11 protein-coding genes are annotated in these 13939 nt (G+C 48.2%); 8 read left to right on the top strand and 3 right to left on the bottom strand.

All coding sequences use genetic code 11. The annotated features are described in order from the left end of the window. Positions 1–7: 7 nt before the first annotated feature. On the top strand, positions 8–1621 hold the full coding sequence (locus tag ACIGBN_RS00935) for a TRAP transporter large permease (RefSeq protein ID WP_133001903.1): 1614 nt from the start codon (positions 8–10) through the stop codon (positions 1619–1621). A 118-nt stretch (positions 1622–1739) separates the two neighbouring features. On the opposite strand, the gene ACIGBN_RS00930 is transcribed toward ACIGBN_RS00935, so the two are convergent. Together ACIGBN_RS00930 and ACIGBN_RS00925 are read right to left on the bottom strand one after the other, a co-directional pair. Beyond that, a complete protein-coding gene (locus ACIGBN_RS00930; protein WP_396663141.1) occupies positions 1740–3335 on the bottom strand; it encodes an aldehyde dehydrogenase (NADP(+)) in 1596 nt (531 codons plus the stop codon). Positions 3336–3360: 25 nt separating this feature from the next. Further along, the gene (locus ACIGBN_RS00925; RefSeq protein WP_396663139.1) at positions 3361–4155 is read right to left on the bottom strand and encodes an NAD-dependent epimerase/dehydratase family protein; all 795 of its coding nucleotides are present in this window, start codon (positions 4153–4155) and stop codon (positions 3361–3363) included. A gap of 356 nt (positions 4156–4511) precedes the next feature. On the opposite strand from ACIGBN_RS00925, the gene ACIGBN_RS00920 reads away from it, so the two are divergent. Genes ACIGBN_RS00920 through ACIGBN_RS00905 form a run of 4 tightly spaced genes read left to right on the top strand, consistent with a single transcriptional unit; the run spans position 4512 to position 8399 of the window. Beyond that, on the top strand, positions 4512–5462 hold the full coding sequence (locus tag ACIGBN_RS00920; RefSeq protein ID WP_396663137.1) for an ABC transporter substrate-binding protein: 951 nt from the start codon (positions 4512–4514) through the stop codon (positions 5460–5462). Continuing rightward, complete coding sequence (locus ACIGBN_RS00915; protein WP_396663135.1) at positions 5459–6478, top strand: FecCD family ABC transporter permease; 1020 nt, start codon at positions 5459–5461, stop codon at positions 6476–6478. The genes ACIGBN_RS00920 and ACIGBN_RS00915 overlap by 4 nt, the downstream gene beginning before the upstream one ends. Before the next feature lie 5 nt (positions 6479–6483). Beyond that, positions 6484–7554: an iron chelate uptake ABC transporter family permease subunit gene (locus tag ACIGBN_RS00910; RefSeq protein ID WP_133001908.1), complete on the top strand. Its 1071-nt coding sequence runs from the start codon at positions 6484–6486 to the stop codon at positions 7552–7554. Positions 7555–7568: 14 nt separating this feature from the next. After that, entirely contained in the window at positions 7569–8399 is an 831-nt protein-coding gene (locus ACIGBN_RS00905) for an ABC transporter ATP-binding protein (RefSeq protein WP_396663587.1), read from the top strand. Between the two features lie 18 nt (positions 8400–8417). Here the strand turns inward: ACIGBN_RS00905 and ACIGBN_RS00900 are convergent, their stop codons facing one another. Further along, on the bottom strand, positions 8418–8720 hold the full coding sequence (locus tag ACIGBN_RS00900; protein ID WP_133001909.1) for an antibiotic biosynthesis monooxygenase: 303 nt from the start codon (positions 8718–8720) through the stop codon (positions 8418–8420). Positions 8721–8971: 251 nt separating this feature from the next. Between ACIGBN_RS00900 and ggt the strand changes: the two genes are divergently transcribed. The 3 genes from ggt to ACIGBN_RS00885 all read left to right on the top strand — a co-directional run bounded on the left by ggt (position 8972) and on the right by ACIGBN_RS00885 (position 13825). Next, a complete protein-coding gene (ggt, locus tag ACIGBN_RS00895) occupies positions 8972–10732 on the top strand; it encodes a gamma-glutamyltransferase (protein WP_396663132.1) in 1761 nt (586 codons plus the stop codon). A 274-nt stretch (positions 10733–11006) separates the two neighbouring features. After that, on the top strand, positions 11007–11912 hold the full coding sequence (folE2, locus tag ACIGBN_RS00890; protein WP_396663130.1) for a GTP cyclohydrolase FolE2: 906 nt from the start codon (positions 11007–11009) through the stop codon (positions 11910–11912). Positions 11913–12601: 689 nt separating this feature from the next. After that, positions 12602–13825: an MFS transporter gene (locus ACIGBN_RS00885; RefSeq protein ID WP_341562259.1), complete on the top strand. Its 1224-nt coding sequence runs from the start codon at positions 12602–12604 to the stop codon at positions 13823–13825. Positions 13826–13939 lie beyond the last annotated feature (114 nt).

Genomic DNA, 13939 nt, shown 5'->3' with positions numbered 1-13939 from the left:
GCTTATTGTGGAAGCCATTATTTTATTTGCCTTTGTACTAGCGATGCTGTTTATCGGTATTCCAGTTGGTATTTCGTTGGGCTTATCGTCCATCCTGTTTATTACGTTTTTCTCCCATGACTCTTTGTCATCGGTTGCGATTTCCCTGTTTGGGGCGGGTCAACATTATACTTTGTTGGCCATCCCGTTTTTCATTCTCGCCTCGTCTTACATGTCGACCGGTGGTGTGGCAAAGCGCTTGATCAACTTCGCCATTGCCAGCGTTGGTCACTTCCGTGGTGGTTTAGCCATGGCGTCTGTATTGGCGTGCATGATGTTCGCAGCCTTGTCTGGTTCATCACCGGCAACGGTTGTCGCTATTGGTAGTATCGCGATCGTTGGTATGCAGCAAGTTGGTTATTCAAAAGAATTCGCCTCTGGCATCATTGCCAATGCCGGTACGTTAGGCATCTTGATCCCACCGTCTATCGTTATGGTGGTGTACGCAGCGGCCACGGATGTGTCTGTTGGACGTATGTTCTTGGCCGGTGTTATTCCAGGCTTGCTAGCAGGCGGTATGTTGATGCTGGCCATTTACGTTGTGGCGCGCATTAAGAACCTTCCTGCTGAAGAATGGAAAGGCTTTGGCCATCTTGTTCGTGGCGGTAAAGAAGCGGGCTGGGGCTTGTTCCTTGTGGTTATCATCATGGGTGGTATTTATGGTGGTGTCTTTACGCCAACAGAAGCCGCCGTGGTCGCCGCCGTATATTCCATCTTTGTCGCGCTGTTCGTTTACCGCGATATGGGGCCATTGAAAGGCCAAACGTGGACCAATGATAACGACGCCGCTCATGCCCGTGTTGGTTTCAACGGTACGGTTTATGGCGTGTCGTTTTTCCTTGTTTGGGAAATTATGTCGTTCTTCGCTCTCGCTGGCAGCGACACCATCACCGGTGGTGACCGTGCCCTTTGGGGAGCGATTATGTCGGTGGCCTTAGCCATATTCTACGTTTACAAACGCTCTGCAAAACTAGAGCAGTCTATCCTCGTATGTTTGTCAGCCGGCTTGCCTATCTGGGGACGTAACTTGTCTCTTATGCTACGCGGCTTCTTCCCTGCACTATTTGGTGAAGAGTCCCGCAAGGTCATGTTGGAAGGCACCAAGACCACCATTATGCTGATGTTCATCATCGCCAACGCCCTGTTGTTTGCTCATACTTTGTCTTCTGAGCGTATTCCTCAGATGATCACAGAATGGATGCTAGGCGTCGGCTTTAACTGGTTTACCTTCTTGATCGCAGTCAACATCTTGTTATTGATTGGCGGTCAATTTATGGAGCCATCCGGCTTATTGGTGATCGTTGCGCCTGTGGTTTTCCCAATCGCGATGAAACTGGGCGTTGACCCTATCCATCTTGGTATCATCATGGTGGTTAACATGGAAATCGGTATGATCACGCCGCCTATTGGTTTAAACCTATTTGTGACCTCAGGTATCACCGGAATGAGCTTAGCACGAGTCGTTAAGGCTGCAATGCCGTTCGTGCTCGTGTTGATGGTGTTCTTAGTCTTGGTTACTTACATCCCTGCGCTTTCTACTATGTTGCCATACAGCATCATGGGGCCAGAGATTGTCCATTAATCAATAGAAGACCTTTAATTTTGGTTTTGGGCGTCCTTCGGGGCGCCTTTTTTTACACCAAAAAAAGGAGCATTTAGTCTGCTCCTTTTTCCTTGGCTGTTTCTCTAGTCCGTCTGCATTACGAGGTCAGCACACCGTTTAGCAACTGCGGCACAGACAAAGGGTTCGCGTCCTGAACCGTTTCTGGCAACAATGCGGCCGGAAAGTCTTGGTAACAAACTGGGCGTAAGAATCTGTCTATCGCCGCACTGCCAACTGACGTGGTTCGACTGTCTGATGTGGCTGGGAAAGGCCCACCATGCACCATGGCATGACAAACTTCCACGCCTGTCGGATAACCGTTACACAGTATCCGTCCCACTTTTCGCTCCAACGTAGGCAGCAGAGGTCTTACCGCTTCTATGTCGGCATCGAGCATTTGGATCGTCGCGGTTAATTGCCCTTCTAGCTTCTCGGCCACAGCATAGGCTTCACTCATATCTTTGCATTTTATGATCAAAGATGAAGACCCAAACACTTCTTGCCCCATTGTCGAGTCGGCCAAGAAAGCCGTGGCATCGGTCACAAATAAGTGAGCCTGACATTGGTTCGCTTGTTCGCTGCGCTGCCCTGCGGCCAACTGAGTAATATGAGCATTTTGTGCCAAACTGTTCACACCTTGATAATACGCATCGCAAATGCCCGGCGTTAACATAGTCTGACTGGTTAGGCTGCGAACCTCGTCACTGGCTTTGGCGATAAACTCGTCGGCGCCGTCTTCACCACATAACAATATCAAGCCTGGGTTTGTACAAAATTGGCCTGCGCCCATGGCGAGAGAGGCGACAAAACCAGACGCCACCGACGCCGCGTCTTTTGCCAATTTATCTGGCATCACAAACACCGGATTAATACTGCTCATCTCTGCGTAAACAGGAATCGGTTCTGGACGCTGTGCTGCTATTGTTAACAAGGCCAAACCGCCCTGTCGTGAGCCAGTAAAGCCAACCGCTTTGATCAGCGGATGCGACACCAAGGCGCCACCAATAAAGTGGCCCGCACCATAGATAAGGGAAAAGACGCCATCTGGAAGGTGACATTTTCTCACCGCACTTTGAATCGCTTTACCCACCAGCTCAGAAGTACCTGGGTGGGCAGGATGCGCTTTTACTACCACAGGGCAACCTGCCGCTAGCGCTGAGGCGGTATCGCCACCAGCCACCGAAAATGCCAATGGAAAGTTACTCGCGCCAAACACAGCCACAGGACCAAGAGGAATTTTTTGCAGACGTAAATCAGAGCGCGGTAGTGGAGAACGTTCAGGCATCGCATGGTCAATACGCGCATCAAAGCAACCACCCGAGCGCACCACCTGAGCAAACAAACGTAATTGCCCCATGGTCCGGCCACGTTCGCCTTCAATACGAGCGCGCGGCAAACCGCTCTCGGCTACAGCGCGTTCAATCAAGGCATCACCAAGCGCCAAAATCTCATCCGCAATGCAGTCTAAAAAGTCGGCACGAGACGCCATACTAACCGTTCTATATGTGTCAAAAGCATGCCATGCTAAACTCGCAGCCTGGTCGACTTGATCTTGGTTAGCCCCTGCATAAGCGGGCTCTAGCGCCTGATTCGTGGCTGGATTAATCGCTCGAATGACTTCTTCTTGCCCCGTTACGGACGCTTGGCCAATTAACATTTTGCCTGATAACTGTACGTTTCCTAAACCTTGCATCGATCACTCTCCTTAGATAAAAAAATCAATCTTCAAAATGCCCGTCGCTTGCAAAAATCCCCCCTTGAAAACGCACTGCAGGATCATTTGGGTCCACCAACTCTTCTTGCAAATAGGCTTCATGCTCGAATACCGCCGAGCTGTCTTGCGGAGACCAGCCGATAAATTTGGCATGACGATTGTCCCACCAAGTGCTGGCGTTATTCGATACGCCATAAATGACAGTGCAGCCTAAGCGATCCGCGGCATAAACCTTTTTGATTAAATCGGCCAAATCGCCCTCACTTAACCAAGTAGACACCATGCGGCGGTTTAACGGTTTGGGGAAACAAGAACCTATCCGTACCAAAGCCGATTCAATACCAAATTTGTCGAAATAATACTGCGCTAGAAGTTCGCCAAAACCTTTGGAGACACCATATAGACTGTCGGGGCGCATCTGGCTATGGGCGTCTAGTAGGGTTTCGCGCTGATGAAAGCCTACAATATGATTTGAGCTCGCAAAGAAGACACGTTTCACACCATGCTTTCTTGCGGCTTCGTAAATATGATAAGTCCCTTTGATGTTGCCATTTAAAATTTTATCAAAGGTATTTTCTGTCGATACACCACCAAAATGCACAATGGCATCACAGCCTTCAACCAGCGACATCACGTCTTCTGCACTCGCTAAATCACACGCCACAAACGCTTCATTCGGTAATAAGTCATCCACCATTACAATGTCGGATAGACGCAGTTCATCAGCCCAATCGGCCAATGACGCTCGCATGGTTTTACCTAGATTACCGGCCGCGCCAGTCATCAGCACACGTTTCATATTCCCTCCTTTTGATCCACTCATGCAGCGGAATTTTTATCATTGTTATCGACTCAGCGAACCCATAGCCTAGATTCGCCAACCCCTTTTCCACCTATGAGCGAATAACCGCACCTAAACGGCAATCGCTAATCCCCCATCTTTTCACAAGCTATCTCTTTTTGTAAAACGTTGCGTTGCAGATTTGAATTCGTTAATTGATACACTCTTTGTTTAAAAAACAAATGAGAAGCGTTAACATTCGCAACCAGTTTTACACTGGTAAAGAATTGTCGTCTTCTTTACAGCTTGATAGCGACCAGAGCGATTCGCTCAAGAGTACACTTTATCTACTCACATCCCTAAAGGAGTCTTTGATGTTTTCAGCTCGATCATTTCGCCATGCAGCACTACTTACTGCCGGTCTAACCGCCGCAATGGGCGCGCTAGCAGCCGACCATATTGTTAGCACTAAATACGGTGATGTAAAAGTAGATAACAATGTAAAACGCGTTGTTACCTTATACGAAGGCGCGCTAGACATCAGTTACGCATTGGGCGTTAACCCTGTTGGAGCCTTCACTACGCGTGGCAGCGATACTGTCTCTACTTACCTAGGTGACCGTACAAAAGGTCTTAAAATCGTTGGCACAACCCGTGAAACAAACCTTGAAGCGGTCGCTGCGCAACACCCAGATCTGATCCTAGCGTCTTCTCGCTTGTCGCCAGAGCAATATAAAATCCTATCAAAAATTGCACCAACGATAGTGCCAAAATCCAAACCTCATAGCTTCCCATCGTGGGAAAGTGAAACTCGCCTGTTTGCCAAAGCGCTCAACAAGACAGCACAAGGCGAAGCTGTGATTGGTCGTATCCATGACCGTGAAGCCGACATTAAAAATGTCGTCGAAGTAAAAATTCCTAAAGAAAAATGCAACGTGTCATTAATTCGTTGGATGCCTCAAGGCGCCATGGTGATGTCGACTAAAATCTTCTCTACCGAAGTATTGGCGAACACTGGCTTCAATGTAAATGATGGTGGCATTGTGAAACAAGGCAGCCCTCATAGCAGCGCGCTAAGCTTAGAAAACCTATCTAGCATTGATAGCGAATGGGTGTTTCTTGCGACTATGAACCTAGAAGGTCAAAAGTCATTAGATGCCGCGAAAAAGTCCCCTGCTTTTGAACGCTTAAACGTGGTTAAAAAAGACCATGTAATCCCCGTTGATGGCCAAGTTTGGACCAGTGGTTCAGGCCCGATTGCCGCTAGCGTGATTCTAGACGACATTCAAAAAATGCTTGATTCTAAGGTGTCTTACCCTGAATGATCCCTTGGTTTAATCGAATACCCGCTCAACGCTCTTTGTTAAGCGCACTAGTGCCAGCCGTTTTTCTGCTGGCACTTTCGTGTTTCTTAAGCTTGCTCTATGGCGCAGGCTCAATCGGCCCATTTGAAGCGCTTCAAGTATTGTTTAATCAAGGCAGCTCCGAGGCCTATTTTGTGGTCACCGAGCTGCGGCTTCCACGTACCTTGGTGGGCTTATTTGTGGGTCTGTCCTTAGGTGTTGCCGGCGCGCTTATGCAAGCGGTAGCACGTAACCCTCTTGCCGAACCTGGCTTACTGGGCGTGAGCGCAGGCAGTACGTTTGCGGTCGCCTTGGCACTCGTCATGGGCGCCAGCGCCGCGACCCTTACGGTCAGCATTGCTCAAATCGGTGCGCTCGTTGGCTGCTTTTGTGTGATTACCGCGGCGCGCATGCAGGGGCAAAATAGAGACCCTATTCGTTTGGTTTTAGCCGGTGCTGCGTTATCGAGCTTATTGGTCGCCCTGACTTCGCTGCTGCTACTTTATGATCAAAGAGCCGCCGATGAAATTCGCTTTTGGGTAACTGGCAGTGTGGCTGGCCGCGGGTTAGACCAATTAACCGCCGTGCTGCCTTCGATGTTTATTGCCGTGATGGGCACAGTGCATGTAGCCCGCCCATTGTCCTCATTAGCGTTAGGTGAAAAAGTCGCCATTGGCCTTGGACATAACCCTGGTCGCATCCGTTTGATCGTTATCGTCTGCGTGGCGTTATTGGTTGGTGCTGCCGTGGCGGTGGCTGGGCCGGTTGCCTTTGTCGGCTTGGTGGTGCCGTTTGCCGCTCGTGCCTTAATCGGCCCCGATATTCGCCGCACTTTATGGCTTTGTTTGCCTATTGGCCCTATGGTGGTGATCAACGCAGACACCTTATCGCGTCTCATCGCCCAACCTGCTGAAATGCCTCTAGGTGTTCTCACAGCCATTGTGGGCGCCCCAGTTCTATTGGCCATTGTCAGGGCTCGCCGCCTCCCAACATTATGATAACTATGAAAACACACAAGGTAGAAGAAACGTCATCAGCCGCCTCGCTTGAGGGCCATTCTGCGCTGACCTTTGGCGCTCAAAATAGCCTGCTCATTGAACACAGAGCCGTTCGTCGAAACATTCTCTTATTGTTGATGCTCGCCGCCGTTAGTATTGCCTTTTTGGGCATGGGAAGCTTGATCATGTCTCCATGGCATGTGCTGGAAGCGTTATTCGGTCAAGGCTCTGAATTGAATCAATTCATCATTAAAAGCCTTCGTATGGAGCGTTTATTGGCGGCTATTTTTACCGGTGCAGCTTTCAGCTTAGCGGGCTGTTTAATGCAAACTCTCGCCCGTAACCGATTGGCCACACCAGGTATTATTGGCATAGACAACGCTGCCATGGCGTTTGCTGTGTCTTCTATTGTGAGCACTGGCGTTTCAATGGCCCCTTCTGGCATGGCGCTCGTCGGTGCGGCAACGGCCACTGCGTTAGCATTTGGTTTGTCTGGTGGCAGCGGTACCCGAGGTTATCGGTTTATTGTCGCCGGTATTGGCATTGGAGCAATTGCCGGCTCTATTACCCAGCTGATGCTCAGCCAAGTCAATGTGGACACGGCCAATGCGGCCTACCCTTGGACTGTGGGTAGCCTTAACGCACGCGCTACCGATATGGTGTATTTGTTAGGGGCTGGACTGCTACTCAGTTTAATTGCTTGCCTTGCGTTGTCTCGGCGCTTTGCTCTATTGCCTTTTTCCGATCAAGTCATTACCGGACTTGGCGAACAAATCAAAAAGATCCGCGTGGCGGCATTGAGTATATCGGTATTACTCACAGGATTAGCCGTCGCCGTCGCTGGACCGGTTGGGCTGGTCGCTCTGGTTGGGCCGGAGTTGGCGCGCGCTATGTCTGGTTATCGAGGAATTCCGTTAATCGGCTCGGCCTTAGCAGGGGCCTTTATTATGGTACTGGCTGACTTAGTTGGCCGAACCTTATTGTCTCCGATTGAACTGCCGGTTGGCATTGTCACCTCTATTGTTGGCGCCCCTTATTTAATCTGGATACTTGTCCGTCGCTCTCCAAGGAACTAATCATGGCTTCTACTATGCCCCATAACCACAAGCTGGCACTGCAGCAGAGTGATTCCGCAAACACCACGCTAAGCGCAAATGACCTGACCCTTAAGCATGGTAAAACCCATATTATTGATCACCTAGATGTGACCTTACCCGCCGGTAAGGTGACCGCTATTGTGGGCCCCAATGGCTGCGGTAAATCAACACTACTTAATGGGTTATCTCGTGTGCACATGCCAAGCGGCGGAGAAGTATTGCTCAACAACAGTAATATCCATCGGGTGCCTTCTAAAGTCGTCGCTCGATATTTAGCCCTGTTACCGCAAGACACCTCAGCACCCGACGGCATCAGTGTGTCTGAACTTATCCGTTTTGGTCGTCACCCTCATCAAAGCATGATGAAACAGTGGGCGATGGATGACAAACAAGCCATTGACTATGCATTAGATGCCGCTGATCTGCATGATTTAAAAGACCGACAGCTAGACACCTTGTCAGGTGGACAAAGACAACGCGCCTGGATCGCCATGTCCATCGCTCAAGAAACACCTTTGTTGCTATTAGACGAGCCCACATCAGCACTCGATTTAGGCCATCAAATTGAAGTATTTGAATTAATCAGACATTTATCTCAAGAGGGTAAAACCATTGCGATGGTGGTTCATGATCTGCCCAGCGCTTGCCGCTATGCTGACCATATCATTGCCATGAAAGACGGCAAAATCATCACGCAAGGCCCACCTAAAGAGGTAATGACCCAAGCATTAGTACGCGAGCTTTATGGTATTGAGTGTGATCTGATCGAAGACCCAATGACAGGCAGCCCTATTTTGATCAATATAAAGCGAGTGAAAGGTTAACCGTCACTCGCTACTGGCCTAAACAACGATATCAAAACCTTCGAACTTAGGCGGACCAAGGTATACCCCTTTTGATGAGCCGGCGTTTGCGTGGGCTTTTTTGAACGCTTCAGACTGGGTCCAATCGCGGAACGCCTGCTCGCTTTCCCACACGGTATGAGACGCAAACAAGGTGCATTCTTCATCCGTTTGCCCTTGTAATAAATGGAATTCTTTAAACCCTGGCACGGCTTTTAAATGCGTGTCTCGGTTACGCCAAATGTCGGTAAATTCTTCTTCGCGCCCAAGCGCAATACGAAAACGATTCATCGCAATGTACATGCTGTCTCCTAAAAATCATGGGGATACTATGCACTACCAATAGCAATTTTCTCGCGCAGAGTAAAACCCGTTCATGGCTATCGAATGTCATCTATCGATACTTTACCTTTTGCTGACACGCTGGATTTTGTTTGCTAGAAGGCACTTTTTGTCAGACGTTTTTGAAAAGTGTAAATGTCCGTTTTTGACTTCCTAAAGGCCGTTATTTTTGTTTTTATGGCAAGCACAATATTGCAAAAGGACTTCAAAGAATGATCAAACCTTTACCTTGGCGCGCTCTACTCACGGCCGCACCTCTTTGCCTAGCCAGCAGCCTCAGTTTTGCAGCAGGCCAAGCCGCCGATACGGTAGCGCCTGAAGCTGCAAGCACGTTGCAAACGCAAAAACTCGCCCATGCACAACATTTTATGATTGCCACAGCCAACCCAGTGGCGAGTAAAATCGGTTATGAGATACTCAAAGCCGGAGGCTCTGCAGCCGATGCTTACGTTGCTGTACAAATGGCGTTAGGCCTTGTCGAACCGCAATCATCTGGTTTAGGTGGCGGGGCTTTTGCCGTGTATTACGATGCGAGTCAGAAAAAGCTCACCACCTTCGATGCCCGTGAAACCGCCCCATTAGAAGCCACCCCTGCATTGTTTCAAGATAAGAACGGCAAGCCGCTTAAGTTCTACGATGCGGTTGTCGGCGGGCGCTCAGTCGGCACCCCAGGCACAGTAAAATTGTTAGGCGAGTTGCATGAGCGCTATGGCAAGCTGCCATGGAAAGATTTATTAGAGCCTGCGGCCACACTCGCACAAGATGGCTTTATCGTGTCGCCTCGGTTGGCGGGCGCATTGGCCGACAGCAAAAAAAGTTTGGCTCGCTACCCGCAAACAAAAGCCTACTTCTTCAATCCAGATGGCACCACCAAGCAAGCGGGACAGCGTCTTAAAAACACCCCTTATGCTGAAACCCTGTTAATGCTCGCCACCTATGGAGCCGACTCTTTTTACACCGGTCGAATTGGCAAAGACATCGTATCAAAAGTCCGCAGCGTGCCAGATAATCCAGGTGTTTTGTCTGAAAAAGACATCGCCAGTTACACCGTAAAAGAGCGCACGCCTGTGTGCTTACCCTACCAAGGTTACGATGTCTGCGGCATGGGACCACCAAGTTCTGGCGCCCTGACCGTGGGTCAAATTCTCGGCATTACCAATCAGTTTGACCTCGCTTCTATGGGGCCAAATTCCCCCAAAGCATGGCAAATCATTGGCGACGCCTCTCGCCTTGCTTTTGCGGACAGGGGGCGCTACATCGCCGACACAGATTACGTCCCTATGCCTGAAGGTCTGCTTGATGCGGATTATTTAAAAGCGCGAGCAAAACTGATTACTCCTGGTAAAGCACTGAAAACAGTCGCGCCTGGAGAACCAGCATGGCGCCACCCTATTGCGCTAGCCGATGATCAGGCCATTGAATTCCCTAACACCAGCCATGTCTCTATCGTCGATAAAGATGGCAATGCCATTTCAGTCACGACGACCATTGAGCATGGATTTGGGTCTACTTTGATGAGCCACGGCTTTTTGCTTAATAATGAGCTGACCGATTTCTCTTTCAAGTCTTACCAAGATGGTCACCCTATTGCGAACCGCGTCGAGCCTGGGAAACGTCCACGCTCTTCCATGTCGCCGACTATCGTCATGAAAGACGACAAGCCTTACCTTGTGGTTGGTTCACCAGGCGGTTCACAGATCATTGGCTATGTGGCCAAAACCTTAATCGCCAATCTGCAATGGGGAATGGACATTCAACAGGCTATTTCTTTGCCCAACAGCTTAAATCGCTTTGGTACTTTTGAACTAGAAAAAGGCACAACGGCCACTAAGCTCGCAAAACCACTCGAAGCAATGGGCTATAAAGTGGCGATAAAAGACATGAACTCTGGGGTTCAAGGGATCGAAATTCGCAACGGTCAACTCACCGGCGGTGCTGATCCACGACGTGAAGGGCTGGTGCTAGGGGACTAAATACTAAAGTCTAGAAAGCCCCTCTTTTTATCAACAAAGCGTCCCCCTCAAAATGCCCTTGTTAATAAACCAACAAGGGCATTTTTTATGCCTTTCTGGCGCTTCACGCTCGTGCAGCATAGCTCATCTCATCGCCTCATTAGAAACGCAAATCCACTCTCTTCTTCATGCTGCTTATTCGTGATATCGCTCTTCTTTGTATTAATGATATGTTATAACATTAATTTAAAAGCATTCACCATCATCCACAAAGACCATCCAAGGAAAACACACCATGAATGAAACATTGCCTGATGTTTCCATTAGTGAACTAGTCGCGCACCAGCACCCCATAGAATGGGTTGGTATGGAAGGCATTGAGTTGCCCATCGTTATTGCTGAAGGCGATTATAAAAAAGAGCTTCATGGGCAAGCGGACTTACAAGTGAACCTGCCAGCGGCTCATATAAAAGGCATTCACATGTCACGCCTATACAGATTACTAGAGACACTGAGCAAAGGGACTGCGCTCTCCCCTGCTCGCATCAACGCCTTATTGAAAAGCATGATAGACACTCACCAAGACTGTCATACTGACAGCGCTCGACTGCGACTTCAGTTCAACTTATTGGTTTATCGCCCTGCTCTAATCACAGAAAATATCGGCGGCTGGAAATCATATCCTGTCAGTATTAGCGCTCATATGATCAATCAAGAGTGTCGAATTCACACCACAGTGGGCGTGGAATATTCCTCAACATGCCCTTGTTCTGCCGCTCTGTCACGGCAATTAATAGAACAAGGTTTCTTAGCCGAATTCTCTGATAACGCACAAATTTCACCAGAAAAGGTCGCCCTATGGCTAAGTGACAACGCCACCTTAGCCACACCTCACAGCCAACGCAGTGAAGCAGAAGTCTGTGTTGAAGCGGCTGAGAATAGCGCTGATTTTTCTCTTCTAGCACTGATTAATAACGTAGAAAAAGCCTTGCAGACCCCATTACAAACCGCGGTAAAACGAGCCGATGAGCAAGCCTTTGCGGCCCTTAATGGCCAAAACCTGATGTTTGTTGAAGACGCGGTACGGCGTATTCGACATGCACTTCATGGCACCTTCATTAACCCCAAAGCTCATGTTCGGCATTTAGAAAGTCTGCATCCTCATAATGCGGTCGCTTGGTCTCATCCAATGGAAATATAAGCCTCCACACGTCGACAAATATTGACGCTGCGCCTGTGTTTTAAACAAATAGACGCCTTATAATCCGAAAAAACACACTGACAGCGCTACACGCTACTCCTGTGTATTTGTCGACTTGCCTCTCTCCATTAATTCGTTAACCTTATCAACTAACCTCTTTTTTTGCATTTGATGCAACAATCAAGAATATGCGATTGTACTCGCCGGCGAACAAGCCTAAAGACAATGCAACTGGTCGCAAGATACAACGCCGATCCAGTTATATCGTCATCACACTCTCCAACAGCGCTTTTTTGGTCTTACCTTAACCAAAATACAATAATGCCTGTTGCAGGTTGTTGCTTTAATTAGGATGTATTCATGGCTGTCTTCAGCGCTCTAAACCAACCTTTATCCATTACGCTTTCTACTCACTCAGTCGTATCTGCATGGCTGGGTCTTGTCGTTCCCCCCGCTCGACAATCAAGGTGCTAGAACTCCTCGGTGATGGGTATGACAGAACACCGTCCTAACTATTTTTAGCCACTTATTGAGTGGCTTATTTTATTTCACTCTTTTTAAAGGAAAGCCTCACTTTCTGATTCTCTTTGCCATACATCTATAAAACGTCATTTAAAATAAAAGCGATAAAAACAAAGAGAGATTAAAAACATAAAACAACACAAAACTTTGAGATAAGGCAATGAAAAATGTCTATACAATTAAAAGAAAAAGTACATTATAAATCTTACATCACCATTACGATTGCATTGGCTTTAGCCGGGTTATCGGAGCTGGCGTCTTTGTTTTTTATTCAACCTTTACTGCCAGCCTTAGCAAAGCAATATCATGTCCCTATCGATAATGTGAGTATTATTCTCTCTGTTGAAACCGCCATGTTGGCCATAGGCTTATTATTTACTGGCAGTTTATCCGACCGCTTTGGCCGCAAAAAACTCATAGTGACCGCCTTATTCTCCGGCGCGGTGATTACCTGCTTGTGCTCTACCGCCAACTCATGGGAAATGCTCGTGGCTATGATGGGGTTACTCGGGCTAACATTGAGTGGCATTGCCTCTGCTGCAACAGCCTACATCAGTGAAGAAGTCGCACCTGCGGTGGCCAGTATAGTAACTGGCTATTTCGTGTTTGGTAATTCGATGGGGGGTATGTTTGGCCGTGTATTTGCCAGCCAGATGATTGCCTACACGAAATTGACCAACATTTTTTATGGCTTTTCAGCGCTGCTTCTTTTTATCTCTGTTCTGGTTTTAGTGATATTGCCCGAATCTAAAAACTTCAAACCAACAGCAAGATTAAAACTAACCACCATGATCCATGGTATAGGCGGGCATTTTAAAAATAAAATGATCGTTCCTGTTTACCTGATTGGTTTTATAATTTTTGGATCATTTACTTCTTTGTATAATTATTTAACCTTTTACGTGTCCCATGATCCGTATAACTTATCACACGCTCACGCCGGTTTAATTTCTATTTGTTTCGCATTAAGTGTCATTACCGCACCACAATCTGGCCGCTTAGCCAATAAGTTTGGCGGTACAAAAGTATTAACCGGTCTTTTTCTCATCATGGCATTAGGAATGACTCTGTCACTTACCCATTTTCTGCCTATGGTACTCGTCGGTGTGGTCATTTTTACCGGTTGTTTCTTTGGTTGCCACTCAATTTCACTGCGCTGGGTGAATAAATATGCGCTGAACAATCGCGGCCAGGCCACGTCGCTTTATTTATTCTTCTATTACCTAGGCGGATCCATCATTGGTTATTGCAATGGCTATGTGTACACCCATCTAGGTTGGCAGGGATTGGTCGCGCTGGTCGTTTCCTTACTTTGTATTGCTATCGCCATTGCGACTTATTTAAGAAGCCAAATCGCCCGCGTTCCTGTGCCGGATGCCACAGCGGCCTAAAAAATGGGGGGCTTGATAGAGGTGTTTATGCAATGGGTTCACTAGCAGAGCCCGTTGGACTCTTTACACATTCTCGTTGGTGTTTGCTGGTTAAGCAAACACCAACGCAGCTTT

Origin of the sequence: Marinomonas sp. NPDC078689 (assembly GCF_044542435.1) — a bacterium.
GTDB classification, from domain to species: Bacteria; Pseudomonadota; Gammaproteobacteria; order Pseudomonadales; family Marinomonadaceae; genus Marinomonas; species Marinomonas arenicola.
The sequence above is the reverse complement of the archived record's forward strand: the minus strand, read 5'-3'. Positions and strand labels throughout refer to the sequence as shown.

Bases quoted from the DNA above. Each gene is read 5' to 3' on its own strand.
- ACIGBN_RS00930 (WP_396663141.1), bottom strand. From the start codon at position 3,335: ATGCAAGGTTTAGGAAACGTACAGTTATCAGGCAAAATGTTAATTGGC.
- ACIGBN_RS00925 (WP_396663139.1), bottom strand. From the start codon at position 4,155: ATGAAACGTGTGCTGATGACTGGCGCGGCCGGTAATCTAGGTAAAACC.
- ACIGBN_RS00920 (WP_396663137.1), top strand. From the start codon at position 4,512: ATGTTTTCAGCTCGATCATTTCGCCATGCAGCACTACTTACTGCCGGT.
- ACIGBN_RS00915 (WP_396663135.1), top strand. From the start codon at position 5,459: ATGATCCCTTGGTTTAATCGAATACCCGCTCAACGCTCTTTGTTAAGC.
- ACIGBN_RS00910 (WP_133001908.1), top strand. From the start codon at position 6,484: ATGAAAACACACAAGGTAGAAGAAACGTCATCAGCCGCCTCGCTTGAG.
- ACIGBN_RS00905 (WP_396663587.1), top strand. From the start codon at position 7,569: ATGCCCCATAACCACAAGCTGGCACTGCAGCAGAGTGATTCCGCAAAC.
- ACIGBN_RS00900 (WP_133001909.1), bottom strand. From the start codon at position 8,720: ATGTACATTGCGATGAATCGTTTTCGTATTGCGCTTGGGCGCGAAGAA.
- ggt (WP_396663132.1), top strand. From the start codon at position 8,972: ATGATCAAACCTTTACCTTGGCGCGCTCTACTCACGGCCGCACCTCTT.
- folE2 (WP_396663130.1), top strand. From the start codon at position 11,007: ATGAATGAAACATTGCCTGATGTTTCCATTAGTGAACTAGTCGCGCAC.
- ACIGBN_RS00885 (WP_341562259.1), top strand. From the start codon at position 12,602: ATGTCTATACAATTAAAAGAAAAAGTACATTATAAATCTTACATCACC.